Below are 20408 nucleotides of genomic sequence, written 5' to 3' on the forward strand. Positions count from 1 at the left end.
TCAATCGGCGTCCAGGGCTCGCAGGCGTTTCGTGAGCTGCTCCGCCAGCGTGGGGACCTGGGGCTCCTCCAGGAGGGTGAGGTGCGTTCCCGGCACGTGGCACACCGAGATGCCTCCCGGGAGCCACGCCTTCCATCCTTCGTCCTCGGCGCGGGTGGGGTCGTTCGCGCGGACCGCGGCGCGGAAGAGTTCGACGGGACCTTCGTAGGGGCCGGCGGGGATGTAGCCGCGGTTGGCTTCGCCGAGCCGTTCGTGGACGGCGAAGAGGCGCTCAATCTGTCCCGGCTCCAGTCCGCCCGCGGCGGGCAGGTTGCGCAGCAGCTGGATCATCCGCGAGAGCAACGCTTCGCCATCGAGGCTTTCCAGTTGCTCGATCTCGGAGGCGGGGACGTCCTGGACGGGGAGCCCGACCATCTTGCCGAACGCGGCCAGGCGGATCATCGGCGGCGGCTCCGGATCCGGCTCGCCCGAGGGCGCGATGCTGTCGAGCAGCGCCAGGAACTCCACCTGTTCGCCCAGGGACTGGAACTGTCGCGCCATCTCGTAGACCACGAGGCCGCCGAACGACCAGCCCGCGAGCCGGTAGGGGCCGTGGGGCTGCACGCCGCGCACCTGCTCCAGGTAGAGCCGGGCCAGCGACTCCATGGAGTTCGGCGGAAGGTCTCCGTCCTCCAGTCCGGGCGCGAACAGGCCATACACGGGCCGCTCGTTGCCCAGGTGGCGCACGAGGTCCGCGTAGCTGAGCACGCCACCGCCACCGCCATGGACGAGGAACAGCGGCCGGCGCTGCGAGTCTCCCGTGTCGAGCCGCGCCAGGTTGGGTCCCAGGACCTGGGCTTCCTCGGCGGGTGACAGCCGTGCGGCGAGCCGCTCGACGGTGGAACTCTGGAAGAGCGCGGATAGGGGCAGTGCCCGGCCCGTGCGCTCCCGTAGGAGGGCCATGAGATGCACGGCGAGCAGGGAGTGGCCGCCCAGGTCGAAGAAGTCCGCGTCGGCGCTGACGTGCTCCAGGCGCAGCACCTCCGCGAAGGCCTGGGCGATGAGCTGCTCCAGGGGCGTGCGCGGCGCGACGTAGCGGCCGTGTGTCGCCGCGACGTCCGGAGCGGGCAGGGCCTTGCGGTCCACCTTGCCGTTGGGTGTGAGGGGCAGGGCCTCCAGGGCGACGAAGGCGGAGGGCACCATGTAGCCGGGCAGCTGTTGCTGGAGCTGGGTTCTCAGCGTCTCCGTCAGCGCTTCGGATACAGGCGCGGACGGGACGACGTAGGCGACGAGGCGCCTGTCGCCGGGCATGTCCTCGCGGAGGAGGACGAGGGCCTCGGAGACGGCGGGGAACCGGCGCAGCGCGGCTTCGATTTCGCCGGGCTCGATGCGGAAGCCGCGCAGCTTCACCTGGAAGTCCGTGCGGCCGAGGAAGTCGAGCGTGCCGTCGGAGCGCCAGCGGGCCTTGTCGCCGGTGCGGTAGAGGCGCTGGCCCGGGAGGGTGGCGAAGGGGTGCGGGATGAAGCGCTCGGCGGTGAGGTCGGAGCGGTGGAGGTAGCCCCAGGCGAGGCCGTCGCCTCCGACGAAGAGTTCGCCGGGGACGCCCACGGGCACTGGACGCAGCCGCGCGTCGAGCACATAGGCCGTGGCATTGGAGATGGGACGGCCAATGGACACGGTGCCTTCCACCCGCGTGTCGGGGCGGAGCGTGAGCGTGGTGGAGAACGTCGTGTTCTCGGTGGGGCCGTAGCCGTTGATGAGGACGGAGCCCGGAGACAGGCGGGAGAGGTGCTGACGCACGCGCTCGGCGGGCAGCACGTCGCCACCGGCGAGGACCTGACGGACCTTCGCGAGGGCTTCGCCTTGATGCAGCGCCATCTGCTCGAAGAGGGCCGCGGTGAGCCACAGCGTCGTCACACGGTGGTCGCGAAGCAGGGCCGCGAGCTCCTCGGTGGAGAGGGCATGCGGCGGCGCGAGGACGAGCGTCGCGCCGTGCAGCAGCGCGCCCCAGATTTCGAGGGTAGAAGCGTCGAAGGCGACAGGGGCGAACTGGAGGAAGACCTCGTCGGCGCCGAAGCGGATGAAGTCGCTGCCGAGCACCAGTCGGGTGATGCCCCGGTGGGGCACGAGGACACCCTTGGGCTGGCCGGTGGAGCCGGACGTGAACAGCACGTAGGCGAGGCTGTCCGCGGACACAGGCACGGCGGGCGCGTGCGTGGGCTGACGCGCGAGCTGTGAGGCCTCGTCGTCCAGCAGGAGCGTGCGTCCAGGGAAGGATGGCAGGCGCTCGGCCAGTGAGGAATGCGAGAGGAGCAGTGGCGCGGCGCAGTCATCCAGCAAGAGGGCGAGGCGCTCGCGGGGATGGGCCAGCTCCAGCGGTACGTAGGCCGCGCCAGCCTTGAGGATGGCGAGGAGCGAGACGATGAGGTCGAAGGAGCGCTCAAGGCCCAGGGCGACAGGTGTGCCCGGAGTGACGCCCAGGCCGATGAGGGCATGGGCGAGTTGGTTGGCGCGCTCATCCAACTGCCGGTACGTGAGGTGGTCGTCTCCGAAGATCAGGGCCACTGCGTCTGGCGTCTCGCGTGCCTGGGACGCGAAGCGCTGGTGGATGGAGGCTTCGTGGGGGAAGGACGCCCGCGTGTCGTTCCAGTCGAGCAGCACCTGACGCTGCTCTTCGTGAGAGAGCATGGAGGCGGAGGCGAGCGGTGCCTCGGGATGGGCGACGAGGGCTTCGACGAGGACGCCGAAATGCCGCGCCATGCGCTGTGCGGTGGCGGGAGCGAAGAGCGCGGTGTTGTAGCCGAGCGAGCCGTCGAAGCCGTCCGGTGTCTCGAAGAGGAACAACTCCAGCTCTGCCTTGACGGTGTGGCCTTCCACCTCCAGCGGGTGCAGGACGAGGCCCGGCAGTTGGACCGCGGTCATGGAGGTGTTCTGCAGCGAGAAGAGGGCCTGGAACAGAGGCGGCCGCGTCAGGTCACGTTGAGGCCTCAGATCCTCGACGAGTCGTTCGAAGGGGACGTCCTGGTGGGCGTAGGCACCGAGGGCGGCCTCGCGCACCTGCTTGAGCAACTGGTGGAAGGACGCACGGAGGGACACGCGGGTGCGCAGCACGAGGGTGTTGACGAAGAAGCCGATGAGGCTCTCGGTCTCCGCGTAGGTGCGGCCCGCGATGGGCGTGCCGACGCTGATGTCCTCCTGGCCCGAGTAGAGCGAGAGGAGCACCTGGAAGGCAGCCAGCAGGAACATGAAGGGGGTGACGCCTTCACGCCGTCCCAGGGCCTTGAGTGCGTTCGCGAGCGGCAGGGGCAGCCGCAGCGGCTGCATGGCACCGTGCGACGACTGCACGGCGGGGCGTGGGAAGTCGGTGGGCAGCTCGAGCGGAGCCGCGTCCGAGAGTCGCTGGCGCCAGTAGTCGAGCTGGGTGTCGAGGACGTCACCTTGCAGCCACGAGCGTTGCCAGAGGGCGTAGTCCGCGTACTGGACGGGCAGGTCTCGAAGGGGCGAAGGCCGGTCTTCGGAGAAGACTGCGTAGAGCGCGGCCACCTCGCGGACGAGGACGCCTCGGGACCAGCCGTCGGAGACGATGTGGTGCAGGGTGAAGACGAGCACGTGCTGGGTTGGCGCGAGCTTTAGCAGCAACGCGCGCACGAGCGGACCGGAGGCCAGGTCGAAGGGACGCTGGGCCTCGGTGGATGCCAGTCGCCGTGCTTCGTCGAGGGCTGCCTCACCCAGGGAGCTGAGGTCCACGATGGGCAGGGGCAGGTCCGTGGGTGAAGCGATGCGCTGGAAGGGCTGACCCTGGTGGGAGGGGAAGCGGGTGCGCAGGGCTTCGTGGCGGCGCACCAGTTCGGTGAGGGCGCGACGCACGGCTTCGAGGTGCAGCTCTCCTTCCAGGTGGAGGATGGACGGGACGTTGTAGGTGGATGCGCCAGGGAGGAGCTGATCGATGAACCACAGGCGCTGCTGGGCGAAGGACAGCGGCAGTTCTCCCGTGCGCGGCGCCGGCACCAGCGGTGGTGCTTGAATGCCGGAGGACTGCTTCCCCGCGTCGTCGATGCGGCGCGCGAGGTCCGCGAGGATCGGGGCTTCGAAGACGGAGCGCAGGGGCAGCTCCACACTGAACGCCGCGCGCACGCGGGCCACGAGCTGTGTGGCCAGGAGGGAGTGGCCACCCAATTCGAAGAAGTGGTCCTGCGCGCCCACGCGAGGCAGGCGCAGCACTTCCGCCCAGAGGGACGCGAGGAGTTCCTCCGTGGGAGTGCGGGGCGCCACGTAATCGGAGTTCGACGCGGAGGCGTCCGGAATGGGCAGTGCCTTGCGGTCCACCTTGCCGTTGGGCGTGAGAGGCAGGGCGTCCAGGAAGACGAAGGCGGAGGGCACCATGTACTCGGGCAGCCTTTGCTTGAGGCTCTCACGGAGAGCGGACACGTCCTGGGTATCCGCGACGACGTAGGCGACGAGGCGGGCCTCACCGAGAGCGTCCTGGCGAGCCACGACGACGACTTCGTGCACATCCGCCAGTCCACGCAGCACGGTGGCGACTTCTCCGGGCTCGACTCGGAAGCCACGCACCTTCACCTGGAAGTCGACGCGGCCGAGGAACTCGACGCGGCCGTCGGCAAGCCAGCGCACGCGGTCGCCGGTGCGGTACATGCGAGCACCCGGGGTAGGGCTGAACGGGTCCGGCACGTAGCGCTCTGCCGTCAAGTCAGGCCGGGCAAGGTAGCCGCGTGTCACCTGGGCGCCGCCGACGAAGAGCTCGCCCGGGACGCCCAGAGGCGTGGGCCGCAGCGAAGCATCCAGGACGTAGAGGCGCGAGTGGGCCAGGGGCCAGCCCAGCGGCACGGAGGTCGAAGCTGAAAGCTGAACGCGGCCAGCGAGGACACCGACAGTCGTCTCAGTGGGCCCGTAGTGGTTGTGTACCTCGCAGTCCGGAGCGAGCGCGTGCACGGTCTGGAGAAGAGCCCAGGTGGAGGACTCACCGCCGAGCACCAGGCGCTTGCGAGGCAGGACGTGACGAGGCTGGGGCGCGGTGAGCAGCGCCGCCAGGTGAGAAGGCACCACCTTCATGCAGTCGATGGGGTGGCGCGCGAAGTAGTCAGCCAGGGCGGCGGGACTGGAGGCGCACTCCTGGGTGAGGACGTGAAGCAGGCCGCCGGTGGTGAGAGCAGGGAAGAGGACGGTGTTGCCCAGGTCCGCGACGAAGGTGGAGACGAGGGCGAAGGAGGAGCACGCCTCCAGGCCCAGGCGCTGCGTCACGGAGGTGACGTAGGTGGAGAGTTGGGAGTGGGCAACGGCGACGCCCTTGGGCCTGCCGGTGGAGCCGGAGGTGAAGAGGACGTAGGCGAGCGAGTCCGGATGCACCACGCCAGGAGGCGCGTCCGTGCGCAGTCGGGACAGTGTCGCAGCGTCCTCATCCAGGCGCACGACGTGCGCGGAAGACGACGCAAACGCGGAGGCATGACGAGCCACCGTGACGACGACGGGCGCGGAGACTTCCTGCACCAACGACTGCAAGCGAAGGGCGGGCTGGGCCGGGTCCAGGGGCACGTAGGCACCACCGGCCTTCCAGACGCCCAGCAGGGCAACGACGGTCTCGACGGAGCGCTCCAGGCACAGGGCGACGCAGGAGTCGGTGCCAACGCCCAGGGAGCGCAGGTGCCAGGCCAGTTGGTTGGCGCGCGCGTCCAACTCTCCGTGGGTGAGCACCTGCCCGTCGCACGCCACTGCGGGCGCATCCGGATGCAAGGCCGCCCGCTGCTCGAAGAGCGAGTGCACGCTGTGATGCGGCGGCAGAGGCGCTTCGGTGGACACGAAGTCTGTGAGGAGCCGCTGCTTCTCGGAGTCAGTCAGCAAGGGCAGCTCGCTGACAGGCATCCCAGGAGATGCGAGCGCGGCCTCCAGCAGGATGCGCAGGTGCTCCACCATCCGAGCAACGGTGGACGGCTCGAACAAGTCGGTGCGGTAACCCAGGGTGCCAGTGAGGCCATGCGGCGACTGGGAGAGAGACAGCGTGAGGTCGGACTTGGTGGCTTCGGAGTCGCGCGCCAGGGGCTGGAAGGACAGGTCCGAAAGGCTCAGTTCCGAAACCGGCGCGTTCTGCAGCACGAGCATCACCTGGAAGAGAGGCGAGTGACTCAGGCTGCGCTGGGGCTGAAGCTCCTCGACGAGCTTTTCGAAGGGCAGGTGCTGGTGCTCGTACGCGGCCAGCGTGGTGTCACGCACCTGGGCCAGGAGCTGACGGAACGAAGCATCCGGCGCGACGTGGGAGCGCAGGACAAGGGTGTTGATGAACAGGCCGATGAGGCCCTCGGTCTCCCCGCGCGTGCGGCCCGCGATGGGCGTGCCGACGGAGACATCCTCCTGGCCGGAGTAGCGCGACAGCAGTACCTGGAAGGCAGCCAGCAGGGCCATGAACGGCGTGACACCTTCGCGCTGGCAGAAGTCCGTGAGCGCCTGGGACAAGGGCAGGTGGACAGGCAGGGACGCACCGCGCTGGGACTGCACCGCGGGACGCGGCTTGTCGGTGGGCAGCTCCAGCAATGCGGGAGCGCCGGAGAGCTGCTGCTTCCAGTAGCCCAGCTGCGCCTCGAGCACGTCGCCTTGCAGCCACGTGCGCTGCCAGACGGCGAAGTCGGCGTACTGCACGGGCAGCTTCGGCAGGGGCGAGGATTTGCCCTGGACGAAGGAGCCGTAGAGCCCCGCCACCTCGCGCACGAGCACGTCCATGGACCAGCCGTCGGAGACGATGTGGTGCATCGTCATCAGCAGCACGTGCTCCCGCGCATCCATCCGGATCAGCGAAGCGCGCAGCAGCGGTCCGCGCGCGAGGTCGAACGGACGCGCGGCTTCGGTGGCGGCTCGTCTCTGCGCTTCCGCCTCGCGTTCGGCCACGGGCAGCGCGCCCAGGTCCACCAGGGGCAGGTGGAAGTCGCCGGCAGGGTGGATCTCCTGGAAGGGCTCCGCGTCACGAACCACGAAGGTGGTGCGCAGGGCCTCGTGACGGTGGAGGAGCGCGTGGAAGGCCTGCTCCAACGCTGGCACATCCAGCGCACCCTGCACGCGCAGCGCGAACGGGATGTTGTACGTGGCGGTGCCGGGCTCCAGTTGATCGATGAACCACAGCCGCTGCTGCGCGAACGACAGCGGCAGCAGGCCCGTGCGCGGCACCGGTACCAGCGGCGGCGGCGCGGGCAGCTCCACCTTCCGCTGCACGACCAGCGCCCGGTACACCTCGCGGGCACGCCGGTGTGCCTCGGCCCAGGTGAGGGACTCTCCGTCCATCTCCACGGCCACGGCCTCCGGCGTGAGCCGGGCCTGGGCCTCGAGGAGCCGGTGCAGGCCGGCGTCCTTCGCGTTCGCGGCGGACGGGTCGCGCCACGAGTGGAACAGCAGTTGCCGCTCCCCGGCCGTGAGCAGGGGCAGGGCGCGGAGCGGATGATCCGGGTTCGCGAGCGCTCCCTCCAGCAGCACTCGCAGATGGCCCACCATGCGCTCCGCCGTGGAGGCGTCGAACAGGTCGGTGCTGTACTCCAGCACGCCTCGCAGGCCCTGGCCCCGGTCGCTGACGGACAGGGAGAGGTCGAACTTCGATGCGCGCTGCTCGATCTTCAGGGGCGCCATCCGCAGCCCGGGCCCGAGCACCTCCGGCGTCGGGGCGTTCTGGTACACGATCAGCACCTGGAAGAGGGGCGCGCGGCCGGCGATGCGCTCGGGCCGCAGGGCTTCCACCAGCTTCTCGAAGGGCACGTCCTGATGGGCGTAGGCACCCAGCGTCACCTCCCGCACCCGGGCGAGCAGCGAGCGGAAGCTCGGGACTCCCGCGAGGTCCGTGCGCAGGACCAGGGTGTTGACGAAGAAGCCGATGAGCCCCTCCAGCTCCGCGTGCGTGCGGCCAGCGATGGGCGAACCCACGCTGATGTCCTCCTGGCCGGAGTAGCGCGACAGCAGCAGCTGGAAGGCGGCCAGCACCACCATGGACGGCGTGACGCCCTCCTCACGGCAGACGGCCTGGATCGCTTCCGTCAGCTCCACGGGGAACTGGAAGGCGTGCGCGCCACCCTGAAGCGTCGGCGTAGCCGGGCGCGGGCGATCCGTGGGCAGCTCCAGCGTCCGGGGCGCACCCTGGAGCCGTGCCCGCCACCAGCCGAGCTGCGCCTCCAGGACCTCGTCGCGCAGCCACTCGCGCTGCCAGAGGGCGAAGTCCGGGTACTGCACGGCGAGCGGCTCCAGGCTCACGGGACGCGACTGCGCGTGGGCCGTGTACAGCGTCGTCAGCTCCTGGACGAGGACGCCCATGGACCAGCCGTCGGAGATGACGTGGTGCAGGGTGACGAGCAGTGCGTGCCGGGCTTCGGTCAGCCGGACGAGCAGCACGCGCCAGAGCGGTCCCGCCGCCAGGTCGAAGGGCCGCCACGCCTCGTGCTCGACGAGGCGCTGGAGCGCGGCCTCGCGTTCGGAGTCGGGAAGGCCGCTGACATCCGCCCAGACCGCGGGCAGTGGGGGCTCCGGGGCGATGACCTGGACGGGCTGGTGTCCCTGCTCCTGGAGCGTGGTGCGAAGGGATTCGTGACGCTGGAGCACGTCGCGCAGGGCTCGCGTGAGCGCGGCCACGTCGAGCGGGCCCTCCAGTCGCACGGCGGTGGGGAGGTTGTAGTTCGCGCTGTCGGGGTCCAGCTTCGAGAGGAACCACAGGCGCTGCTGCGCGAAGGAGAGCGGCGCGGGGTCCTGTGAAGGACGCGCGCGCAGCGGAGGAACGGTGGCTGCCGGCCGGTCCAGGGCCAGCGCGTCGATGCGGCGGGCCACCGCTTCCACGGTGGGGCTCGCGAAGAAGTCGGGAAGCGAGAGCTCGACCCCGAAGTGCTGGCGGATGCGCGCGAGCACCTGGGTGGCGCTCAGCGAGTGGCCGCCCAGGTCGAAGAAGTCGTCCTCGGCGCCCACCTCGTTGATGCGCAGCACGCGGCTCCAGAGCGCCGCCAGATCGCGCTCGGTGTCGGTGCGCGGCGCGCGGGTGGGGACGCGGGCCTGCGAGGTCGCGGGCGCGGGCAGGGCCTTCCGGTCCACCTTGCCACTGGGAGTCAGAGGCAGGGCGTCCATCAGGACGAAGGCGGAGGGCACCATGTACTCGGGCAGCTTCTCGTACAGCCGCGAGCGCAGCGCACTCACCTCCACCGCTTCGCTGCCGCTGCTCCGCACGACGTAGGCGACGAGACGCTTGTCACCCGCGGCGTCCTCGCGGGCCACCACCACGGCCTGACGCACGCCGGGGTGCTGCTCCAGCGCAGCCTCAATCTCGCCCAGCTCGATGCGCAGGCCGCGCACCTTCACCTGGAAGTCCGCACGGCCGACGTACTCGATGGCGCCATCCGGCAGCCAGCGGGCCACGTCGCCGGTGCGGTAGAGGCGAGCGCCGGGTGTGTGACTGAAACCATCCGGGATGAAGCGCTCAGCTGTCAGCTCCGGGCGGCCCAGGTAGCCGCGGCCTACCTGCACACCGCCGATGAAGAGCTCGCCCGGGACGCCGACGGGGACGGGCCGCAGGTGCGCGTCCAATAGACGGATTTGGGTATTGGCCACGGGCCGGCCAATGGGTACGGAGCGGCGGGATTCGCCGGGCAGGCACTGGTGGAAGGTGACGTCGACGGCGGCCTCGGTGGGGCCATAGAGGTTGTGAAGCCCGGCCCAAGGCAGGCGCCGCAGGCAGCGCTCCGCGAGCTCCAGGGGAAGGGCCTCGCCGCTGCACACCACGCGGCGCAGGGCCGTGCAGGACTCCAGCCCCGGCTCCTCCAGGAATACCTGAAGCATGGAGGGCACGAAGTGCAGGGTGGTGACACCGGCCTCTGCGACGAGGCGCGCGAGGTAGGCGGGTTCCTGGTGTCCGCCGGGTTTCGCGAGGACGAGGCGAGCGCCCGTCATGAGGGGCCAGAAGAACTCCCAGACGGAGACGTCGAAGCTGAAGGGAGTCTTCTGAAGGACGACGTCCGCGGGGCCCAGGGCGTAGGCGGACTGCATCCACAGCAGGCGATTCACCACGGGGCCATGGGCATTCATGGCGCCCTTGGGCCTGCCGGTGGAGCCGGAGGTGAAGATGACGTAGGCGAGGGCGTCGGCGGTGGCGCGCGGAGGAGGCGCGTGCCGGGGCAGGAGGGCGACGTCGTCCCACTGCGTGTCCAGGCACAGCACGCGGGCGTCATGGGAGGGCAGGCGCGACAGGAGATGCTCCTGGGCCAGGAGCACGGAGGGGCGCGCGTCCTCCAACATCCAGGAGAGGCGCTGGGCGGGGTAGGCGGGGTCGAAGGGGACGTAGGCGCCGCCGGCCTTCAGCGTGGCGAGCAGGGCGACCACGAGCTCCAGCGAGCGCTCCAGCAGGAGGCCCACGCGGACCTCCGGCCCCACGCCGCGCGCGATGAGGGCGTGCGCCAGTTGATTGGCCCGTGCGTCCAGCTCCCGGTATGTGAGCGTGCGGCCCTCGAACGCGAGCGCCACGGCATCCGGGGTGCGCTCCACCTGCGCCTGGATCAGCTCCGGCAAGGTGGCATCGCGGGGGAAGTCGGTCGCCGTCGCGTTCCAGTCCACCAGCACCTGCTGGCGCTCGGCGTCCGTGAGCGGACGTGCGCCCGAGGAGTCATCGCTCGGTTCCACCGAAGCGGGCCGTACCACTTCGCGCGCCGCGACCTCCTCCAACGGGAGGAGGGGCACGGACAGCGCGGGGCCTTCACGCCGACGCGAAGGGGCCAGTACCCCCCTGCCTTCAAGGGCGGCGTCGATGCGTGTGGACAGCCCCTCGACGGTGGGGGCGTCGAAGAGGGCGCGCAGCGGAAGCTCCACGCCGAACGCCTCCCGGATGCGGCTGATGGCCTGGGTGGCCAATAGCGAGTGTCCGCCCAGATCGAAGAAGCTGTCGGTGGCTCCCACGCGCGTGACTCCCAGGAGCGGGCGCCACAGGCCGGCGAGCCGTTCCTCGGTGTCGGTGCGCGGCGGGACGTGCTCGCGGTCGTCACCGGTGAAGTCCGGTGCGGGCAGGGCCTTCCTGTCCACCTTGCCGTTGGCGGTGAGGGGCAGGGCGGGCAGCGCGACGAAGGCCGCGGGCACCATGTACTCGGGCAGGTGCTGCTTCAGATGCTCCCGGAGCGCGGACACATCCAGCGCATCCGCGACGACGTACGCCACGAGGCGCCGGTCACCCGGCACGTCCTCGCGCACCAACACCACCGCGTCCTTCACGGTGGGGGCCGCGCGAAGCACCGCCTCCACCTCTCCCAGTTCGATGCGGAAGCCGCGCACCTTCACCTGCGCATCGCCTCGGCCCACGAACTCCAGTGTGCCGTCCTCGCGCCAGCGGACCACGTCGCCGGTGCGGTACAGCCGGGCTCCGGCTTCGTCTGAGAACGCATCCGGCACGAAGCGCTCGGCTGTCAGCGCGGGCCTGCCCGCATAGCCGCGCGCCACGCCCACGCCTCCCAGGTACAGCTCTCCCCGCACGCCCACGGGCACCGGCTCGCCGCGCGCGTCCAACACGTAGGCGCGTACGTTGGCCAGTGGCTTGCCAATGGCGGGCACCCGTTCATCCGCCACGCAGTCCGTGAGCGTGGCCACCACCGTGGCCTCCGTGGGGCCGTAGGTGTTGATCAGCCGCCGCCTGGAGGCCCAGCGCGCCATCACCTCGGAGGGCAGCGCCTCGCCTCCAGAGATGACGGTGCGCAGCGAGGGCAGTCCATCCGCGGGCGTGGCCGCCAGCGCCGCGGGCGTGAGGCTGATGACCGTCAGGGCCTCCTCCCTCAGCAACTGCTGGAGCGGCGCGCCCGGCATCAGCTTCTCCATGGGCGCCAGCACCAGCGTCGCGCCCGCGCACAGCGTGGTGAAGATCTCCTCCACCGACAGGTCGAAGCTCAGGTTGGCGAACTGGAGGACGCGGTCGCCCGGCCCGATGCCGTACGCCATCGCCTCGTGCGTGACGAGGTTCGCCACGCTCCGGTGCTCCACCAGCGTGCCCTTGGGCAGGCCCGTGCTGCCGGACGTGTAGAGCAGGTACGCCAGGTGGCCAGGGGTGACGCCACTGGCCGGTGCATCGGTGGGCTCTCTGGCAAGGGCGTCGCGCTCCGCGTCCAGGCAGAGGGCGGACGTACGGTGGGGCTCGGGGAAGCGGTCCCGCAGGGTCTCCTGCGTCAGCAATACCCGCGCGCCGCTGTCCTCCAGCATGAAGGCGCGGCGTTCGCGCGGCAGGAGCGGATCCACCGGCACCCACGCGCCCCCGGCCTTGAGGATGCCCAGCAGACCAATGACGACGTCCAGCGAGCGCTCCACGCTCAGGGCCACGCGCACCTCGGGCCCGACACCCCGGCGGCGCAGCGCGTGGGCGACCTGATTGGCGCGGGCGTCCAGCTCCGCGTAGGTGAGGTGCGTTCCCTCGAAGGTGGCGGCGCGCGCGGTTGGCGCACGGCGCACCTGGACTTCGAAGAGCGTGTGCACGCAGGCGTCGGGGAAGTCCGCGCGCGTGGCGTTCCAGTCCACCAGCAGCTGGCGGCGCTCGTCCCCGGTCAGCAGTGCGAGCTCGGAGAGCCGGCGCTCGGGAGTGGCCACCAGGGCCTTCACGAGCACGTGCAGGTGACGCATCAGCCGCTCGGCGGTGGAGGCGTCGTAGAAGTCCTTTGCGTACTCCAGGGCCCCCACGAAGCCCCGCGCGGTCCGGCTGAGCGACAGCGTCATGTCGAACTTGGCGGCGCGGCTGCGCGAGGGGAGCGCGCGGAATGTCAGCCCCGGGACGGACAGCTCCGCCGGGGGCGTGTTCTGCAGGATGAACATCACCTGGAACAGCGGCGCCTGATGCAGGTCGCGCATCGGCTGGAGCTGCTCGAAGGGCACATGCTGGTGCGCGAAGGCGTCCAGCGCGGTGGTGCGCACGCGGGCCAGCAGCTCGCGCACGGTGGGGTCGCCGTCCAGGCGGGTGCGCAGCACGAGCGTGTTGAGGAAGAAGCCGATGAGCCCCTCCAACTCGGCGCGGTTTCGGCCCGCGACGGGCGAACCCACGCTGATGTCGTCCTGGCCGGAGTACCGCGCCAGGAGCAGCTGGAAGGCCGCGAGCAGGAACATGAAGGGCGTGATGCCCTCGCGGCGGCAGAGCGCCTCCACGGCTTCGCTCAGCGCCAGAGGGAACTCGACGGGGAGCACCTCCGCGCGGAGCGAGGTGTGGGGTGCTCGGGGCCGGTCGGTGGGCAGCTCCAACGCCCTCGGTGCGCCGTCCAGCTGACGCTGCCACCAGCTGAGCTGCGCCTCCAGCACGTCTCCTTGCAGCCACTGGCGTTGCCAGGCGGCGTAGTCGCCGAACTGGAGGGGCAGGGGCGCCAGGGCCGCGGGTGTCTGGGTGGCAAAGGCGCGGTAGAGCTCCACCACCTCGCGCACCATCACGGACATGGACCAGCCGTCGCTGATGATGTGGTGCAGCGTGAGGAGCAGGACGTGCTCCCCGGCGTCCAGCGCCAGCAGCGCCACCCGCAGCAGGGGACCCGTGGCCAGGTCGAACGGGCGCTGGGCCTCCGCGTCGGAGCGCCGCTGGGCCTCGGCCTCGCGCGCGTCCGCGGGCAGCGAGCTCAGGTCGATGGGCGCAAGTGCGAGAGGGCCGGGCGGTGCGATGACCTGGATGGGGCCCTCGCTGGTCGCGCGGAACGTGGTGCGCAGGGCTTCATGCCGGTGCACCAGGGCTTCCAGGGCGCGACGCAGGGCCTCGACGTCCAGCGCTCCGGACAGGCGCAGGGCCAGGGGCATGTTGAACGCCGCTCCACCGGGGGCCAGTTGGTCGAGCAGCCATACCCGGTGCTGCGAGTACGAGGCGGGCAGCGGCTGGTCGGACGGAGCGCGCTGGAGCGGAGGGGCCGCCGCGAGCTGGCCGGACTGGAGCGCGGCGTCGATGCGTGCCGCGACCTCCGCCACGGTCGGTGCTTCGAACAGCGCCTGGAGGGGCAGCTCGACGTCGAAGGCGACGCGCACGCGCGACACGAGCTGCGTGGCCAGCAGGGAGTGTCCACCCAGCTCGAAGAAGTGGTCGGTGGCACCCACGCGCGCCACGCGAAGCACCTGGGCGAAGAGGGCCGCGAGCTTCTCCTCGGTAGGGGTGCGCGGCGCGACGTATCCAGCGGTGGAGGCCGGTGCGTCCGGTATGGGCAGGGCCTTCCTGTCCACCTTGCCGTTGGGGGTCAGGGGGAGGGTGTCCAAGGCCATGAAGAGCGAGGGCACCAGGTGCTCGGGCAGGTGCTGGCGGGCGAAGTCGCGCAGCGCGGCGGGCTCCAACGCCTGTCCGTCGCTCGGCACCACCCACGCCACGAGCCTGCCGTCGCCGGATGCGTCGGGCCGGGCTCCGGCCACCGCCTGGAGCACGCTCGGGTGACGCACGAGGACCGCCTCCACCTCGCCAGGCTCGATGCGGAAGCCACGCACCTTCAGTTGGAAGTCGGTGCGGCCCAGGAAGTCGAGCGTCCCGTCGGAGCGCCAGCGCGCGAGGTCGCCCGTGCGGTACATGCGCGAGCCGGGGAGTCCAGAGAAGGCATCCGGCACGAAGCGCTCGGCGGTCAGCTCCGGGCGCGCCAGGTAGCCGCGCACCACTCCGTCGCCCGCGATGTGGAGCTCACCGGGAACGCCCACGGGCACAGGCTGGCCGCGAGCGTCCAGCACGTACAGGCGCGTGTTCGCGATGGGCGCGCCAATGGAGACGGTGGCACGCGGTGCGTCGACGGTGACGGCGTGCGTGGAGGACCAGACGGTGGTCTCCGTGGGCCCGTACATGTTGCGCAGCACGGCGGCGGGCAGGGCCTCGCGCAGTTGGACGGCGAGTGCTCCGGGCAGGGCTTCGCCGCCGACGAGCAGGTGCCGCAACGTCCCCAACGACGAGACGGCGTCGGGCGCCAGCACGAGCGAACGCGCGAAGGCGGGCGTGCACTGCAGGTGGGTGATGGCGTGCTGGCGCAGCAACCGCGCGAGTGGAAGCGCGGCGCCCCGGGCCGCGGCCTTTTCGTCGTGGAGGACGACCTGGAAGCCGCGCGTCAGCGTCCAGAGGAGCTCCAGGACGTGGATGTCGAAGGAGATGCTGGTGACGGCGAGCCAGGTGCCCGGAGTGGACGTCCCCAGCACCGCGTCCATCGCCTCCAGGAAATTGGAGAGCGTGTGGTGAGGCACCATGACGCCCTTGGGGCGGCCCGTGCTTCCCGACGTGTAGATGACGTAGGCCCGCGTCCCGGGCAGGGCGGCGCCCGGAGCGTGCGCGGCCTCGCCGTCGCCGGTCTCCTCCATGAAGACGACGTCGAGCCCGTCCGACGGCACCGCATCCCGCAGCGACTGCTGGGTGACGAGCACGCGGGCTTGCGAATCGCGGAGCATCCAGGCGAGGCGGTCCGCGGGGTAGTCCGGATCCAACGGGAGGTAGGCGCCCCCGGCGTGGAGGATGGCGAGCATCGCGACGACCATGTCCGGTGCGCGGCGGGCGCACAGGGCCACGGGCTCGTCCGGGCGCACGCCCCGCGCCTGGATCCTGCGCGAGAGGCGCAGGACGCGCTGGTGGAGTTCCCGGTAGGTGAGGCGGTCTTCCCCGGAGACGAGCGCGACCCCGTCCGGCGTGCGGAGGGCCTGGGCTTCGAAGCGGGCGTGGGCACTCGTGGCGTCGAAGGGACGGGCCGTGTCGTTCCACGCAAGGAGCACCTGCTGGCGCTCCTCGGGCGGGAGCAGGGGCAGATCATGCACGCGCGTGTCTGGCGCGAGGACGACGGCCTCCAGCAGCACGCGCAGGTGGCCCACGAGCCGGCGGATGGACTCCTCGCGGAAGAGGGCGGTGCTGTACGTGATGGAACCGACCAGGCCCTGGGGCGAGTGCGTGAAGACGAAGGTGAGGTCGAACTTCGCGGACGTGCCCGAGTCCTGGGCGACGGGACGCAGGGTCAGGGTGTCGGGTCGCGCGCCTTCCGCCGCGCGGGGCGCGTTCTGGACCATGAGCATCACCTGGAAGAGAGGTGAGCGGCTCAGGTCGCGCTGGGGTTGGAGCTCCTCGACGAGCTTCTCGAAGGGAATGTCCTGGTGCGCATAGGCGCCGAGGGTGGCTTCGCGCATGCGGCCGAGCAACTGCACGAAGGTGGGTGCGTCATCCAGACGGGAGCGCAGCGCGAGCGTGTTGATGAAGAAGCCGATGAGGCTTTCGAGCTCCGCGAAGCGGCGGCCAGCGATGGGCGAGCCGATGACGACGTCGTCCTGGCCGGAGTGGCGCGCGAGCAGCGTCTGGGTGGAGGCCAGCAACGCCATGAAGAGCGTGGCGCCGTGCTGCTGCGCCAGGGTCTGGAGGGCGTGCGAGAGCTCCGGGGGAAGCAGGAAGGGGACGGAGGCGCCGCGGAAGGACTGGACGGCGGGACGGGGGAAGTCGGTGGACAGCTCCAGCGCACGCGGCGCACCGGCCAGGTGCTGGCGCCACCAGGCGCGCTGACGCTCGAGGGCGTCCCCCTGCAACCAGTCGCGCTGCCAGAGCGCGTAGTCGGCGTACTGCAGGGGCAGCGCGGCCAGGGGGGAGCCAAGGCCCTGGCGGAAGGCGCGGTAGAGGGCGTCCAGCTCGCGCACGAGGATGCTCATGGACCAGCCGTCGGAGACGATGTGGTGCATCGTCACGAGCAGCATGTGCCGGTGCTCGGCGAGTCGCAGCAGCGAGGCTCGCAGCAGTGGGCCACGGGCGAGGTCGAAGGGGCGCAGGCCTTCGGCGCCAGCAAGACGCCGGGCCTCGGCTTCACGCGCGTCCGGAGCCAGGTACTCCAGGTCCTGCACGTCCAGGGTGAATTCGGCGGTGGCGTGGAAGCGTTGGACGGGTTCGCCCGCGTGCGCATGGAACGTCGTGCGCAGGGACTCGTGACGTTGGACGAGCTCGCGGAAGGCGCGCTCCAGGGCCGCGAGGTCCAGCGGCCCGTCCAGGTGCAGGGCGCTCGGGATGTTGTACGTGGCCGTCCCCGGCTGGAGTTGCTCCAGGAACCACAGCCGCTGCTGAGCGAACGACAACGGCGCTTCGTCGCCCCGGTCGAGCGCGCGGGGCGGCGGCAGGGCGGAGCCCTCGGTGGCTTGCAGCGCCTCCTCCACGCGGAGTGCGAGCCGGGTGAGCGTGGTGGCTTCGAAGAGGGCGCGAAGGGGCAGCTCGATGCCGAACGTGGTGCGGATCCGCGAGACGAGCTGGGTGCCCAGCAGCGAGTGGCCGCCCACCTCGAAGAAGTCGTCGTCTCGTCCGATGCGGTCCACCCGGAGCAACTCGCTCCAGAGGCTGGCGAGCAACTCTTCGGTGGGGGTGCTCGGAGGCGCGTACCGTCCCCGCTCCTGCACGGAAGCATCGGGAACGGGGAGGGCCTTGCGGTCGACCTTGCCGTTGGGGGTGAGGGGCAGTGCCTCCATCACGACGAAGGAGGAGGGCACCATGTGACCGGGCAGTTGCTGCTGGAGGTGGGCACGCAGCGCCGCGGCGTCGAGCGCCAAGCCACCGGTGGCGACATAGGCGACGAGGCGCTTGTCGCCGGGCACGTCCTCGCGAGCCATCACGAGCGTCTCTGCGACACCGGGCAGCCGCTGCAGCGCGGACTCCACCTCGCCGGGCTCGATGCGGAAGCCACGCACCTTCACCTGGAAGTCGGTGCGGCCCAGGAACTCCAAGGTGCCGTCCGCGCGCCAGCGGGCCCTGTCGCCCGTACGGTAGAGGCGCTCGCCGGGCGAAGAGGTGAAGGCGTTGGGAACGAAGCGCTCTGCGGTGAGGTCAGGCCGGCGCAGGTAGCCCCATGCGAGGCCGGCGCCACCGACGAACATCTCACCAGCCACGCCCACGGGGACGGGGCGCAGGGTGGCATCCAGCACGTACACGGTGGACTGGCCGATGGGCTTTCCGATGGGCACCGAGTGCCCGACGGGTGACGCCGGGCCCATGATGTGGGCGGTGGAGGCGGTGGTGTTCTCGGTCGGGCCGTAGCCGTTGATGAGGACGGAGCCGGGAGCCAGCTTCGCCAGGTGCTGACGGGCGCGCTCGGCGGGCATCACGTCGCCGCCAATCATGAGCTGGGAAACGCGCGCGAGGGTGTCTCCCTGGTGGAGAGCCATCTGCTCGAAGAGGGCGGTGGTGAGAACGACGCTCGTCGGAGAGTGACGGCGGAAGAAGGCGGCGAGCTCCTCCAACGAAAGCGAATGCGGAGGCGCGAGCACCAACTGGGCGCCGTGAAGCAGGGCGCTCCAGATTTCCATCGTGGAGGCGTCGAAGGCAGTGGGCGCCAGCTGGGAGTAGCGGTGCTCCGGACCGAAGCGGAAGTAGGACGCGCCACACACCAGCCGCACGACGCCGCGGTGGGGCACCATGACGCCCTTGGGCCGGCCGGTGGAGCCGGAGGTGAACATGACGTAGGCGAGGCTGTCCGCGGACGCAGGCACGGTGGGCGCGTGCGTGGGCTTGCGAGCAAGCAGCGCGGCGTCGTCGTCCATCAGGAGGGAGGCGCCGAAGAAGGACGGCAGGCTCTGCTCCCAGTCGGAGCGAGTCACGAGCACGGGAGCGCCGGAGTCCTCCAGGAGCATGGCGAGGCGCTCGTGGGGATAACTCATCTCCAACGGGACGTAGGCGGCGCCGGCCTTGAGGACACCGAGGATGGCGATGATGAGGTCGAGCGAGCGCCCCAGGCCCAGGGCCACGAGAGTGCCCGGACGAACCCCCAGGCCGATGAGGGCGTGGGCGAGCTGGTTGGCGCGCTCATCCAACTGCCGGTACGTGAGGCAGTCGTCACCGAAGAGGACGGCCGCCGCGTCCGGCGCCTCGCGAGCCTGATCCGCGAAGCGCTGGTGGATGGAGGTCTCGTGGGGGAAGGGGGACCGCGTGTCGTTCCAGTCGATGAGCAGCTGGTGCAACTCGTCCTGGGAGAGCATGTCCGCGGAGGCGAGCGGTGCCTCGGGATGGGAGACGAGCGCTTCGACGAGGGCGACGAAGTGCCGCGCCATGCGCTGTGCAGTGGCGGGAGCGAAGAGGGCGGTGTTGAAGGAGAGAGAACCTCCGAAGCCGTCTGAAGACTCGGAAAAGTGCATCTCCAGCTCGGCCTTGACGTTGTGGCCCCCCAGATCCAGTCCCCGCAGGGAGAGCCCGGGGAGCTGGAGCGAAGGCATGGACGTGTTCTGCAGGGCGAAGAGTGCCTGGAAGAGCGGCGGTCGCGTCAGGTCACGCTGGGGACGCAGCTCCTCCACGAGGCGCTCGAAGGGGACGTCCTGGTGGGCGTAGGCGCCCAGGGCGGCCTCGCGCACCTGCTGGAGCAACTGTCGGAACGAAGCACCCGACGCGACATGGGAGCGAAGGACGAGCGTGTTGACGAAGAAGCCGATGAGGTCTTCGGTCTCCGCGTGCGTGCGGCCCGCGATGGGTGAGCCGACGCTGATGTCCTCCTGGCCTGAATACCGGGCCAGGAGCACCTGGAAGGCCGCCATCAGGATCATGAACGGAGTGACCGCTTCACGCTGGGCGAACGCCTTGAGCGCCTCCGCGAGCGGCAGGGGCAGCCGCAGCGGCTGCACGCCTCCCTGCGACGACTGCACGGCGGGGCGCGGGAAGTCGATGGGCAGCTCCAACGGAGCGGCGTCCGCGAGGCGCTGGCGCCAGTAGTCGAGCTGAACGTCGAGCACTTCGCCCTGAAGCCAGGAGCGCTGCCACACGGCGTAGTCGGCGTACTGGACAGGCAACTCGGGCAGGGGCGAAGGCCGGCCTTCGGAGAAGGCTGCGTAGAGCGCGGCCACCTCGCGGACGAGGACTCCGAGAGACCAACCGTCGGAGACGATGTGGTGCAGGGTGAAGACGAGCACGTGCTCGGTGGGCGCGAGCTTCAGCAGCAACGCGCGCACAAGCGGACCGGAGGCCAGGTCGAAGGGACGCTGGGCCTCGGTGGACGCCAGTCGCCGCGCTTCGTCCAGGGCCGCTTCGCCCAGGTGGCGGAGGTCCACCATGGGCAAGGGCACGTCCGTGGGCGAGGCGATGCGCTGGAAGGGTTGACCCTGGATTTCGGAGAAGGAGGTGCGCAGGGCTTCGTGGCGACGAACCAGCTCCGTGAGGCTGTGGCGCAGGGCTTCGAGGTGCAGCTCCCCTTCCAGTCGCAGGACGGACGGGACGTTGTAGAGGGTCGAGCCGGGGGCGAGCTGATCCATGAACCACAGGCGCTGCTGGGCGAAGGACAGCGGCAGCGCCTCCGTGCGCGGTGCAGGCACCAGCGGAGGCGCTTGAATGCCGGAGGCCTGCTTCCCCGCATCGTCGATGCGGCGCGCGAGGTCCGCGAGGCTCGGGGCTTCGAAGACGGAGCGAAGGGGCAGTTCCACGCTGAACGCGGCGCGCACGCGGGCCACGAGCTGCGTGGCCAGGAGGGAGTGGCCTCCCAATTCGAAGAAGTGGTCCTGCGCGCCCACGCGAGGCACGT

1 protein-coding gene (running past one end of the window) is annotated in these 20408 nt (G+C 70.7%); it reads right to left on the minus strand.

Going from position 1 to position 20408, the window contains the following annotated elements; all coding sequences use genetic code 11:
- Nucleotides 1-20408: the 3' portion of a non-ribosomal peptide synthase/polyketide synthase gene (locus D7Y04_RS11800; RefSeq protein ID WP_121759385.1), read on the minus strand. 15733 nt of this gene lie beyond the right edge of the window; only the last 20408 of its 36141 coding nucleotides appear in the window; its start codon lies off the right edge, out of view; it ends in the stop codon at nucleotides 1-3.

Origin of the sequence: Corallococcus sp. AB038B, assembly GCF_003668955.1 — a bacterium.
GTDB classification, from domain to species: Bacteria; Myxococcota; Myxococcia; order Myxococcales; family Myxococcaceae; genus Corallococcus; species Corallococcus exiguus.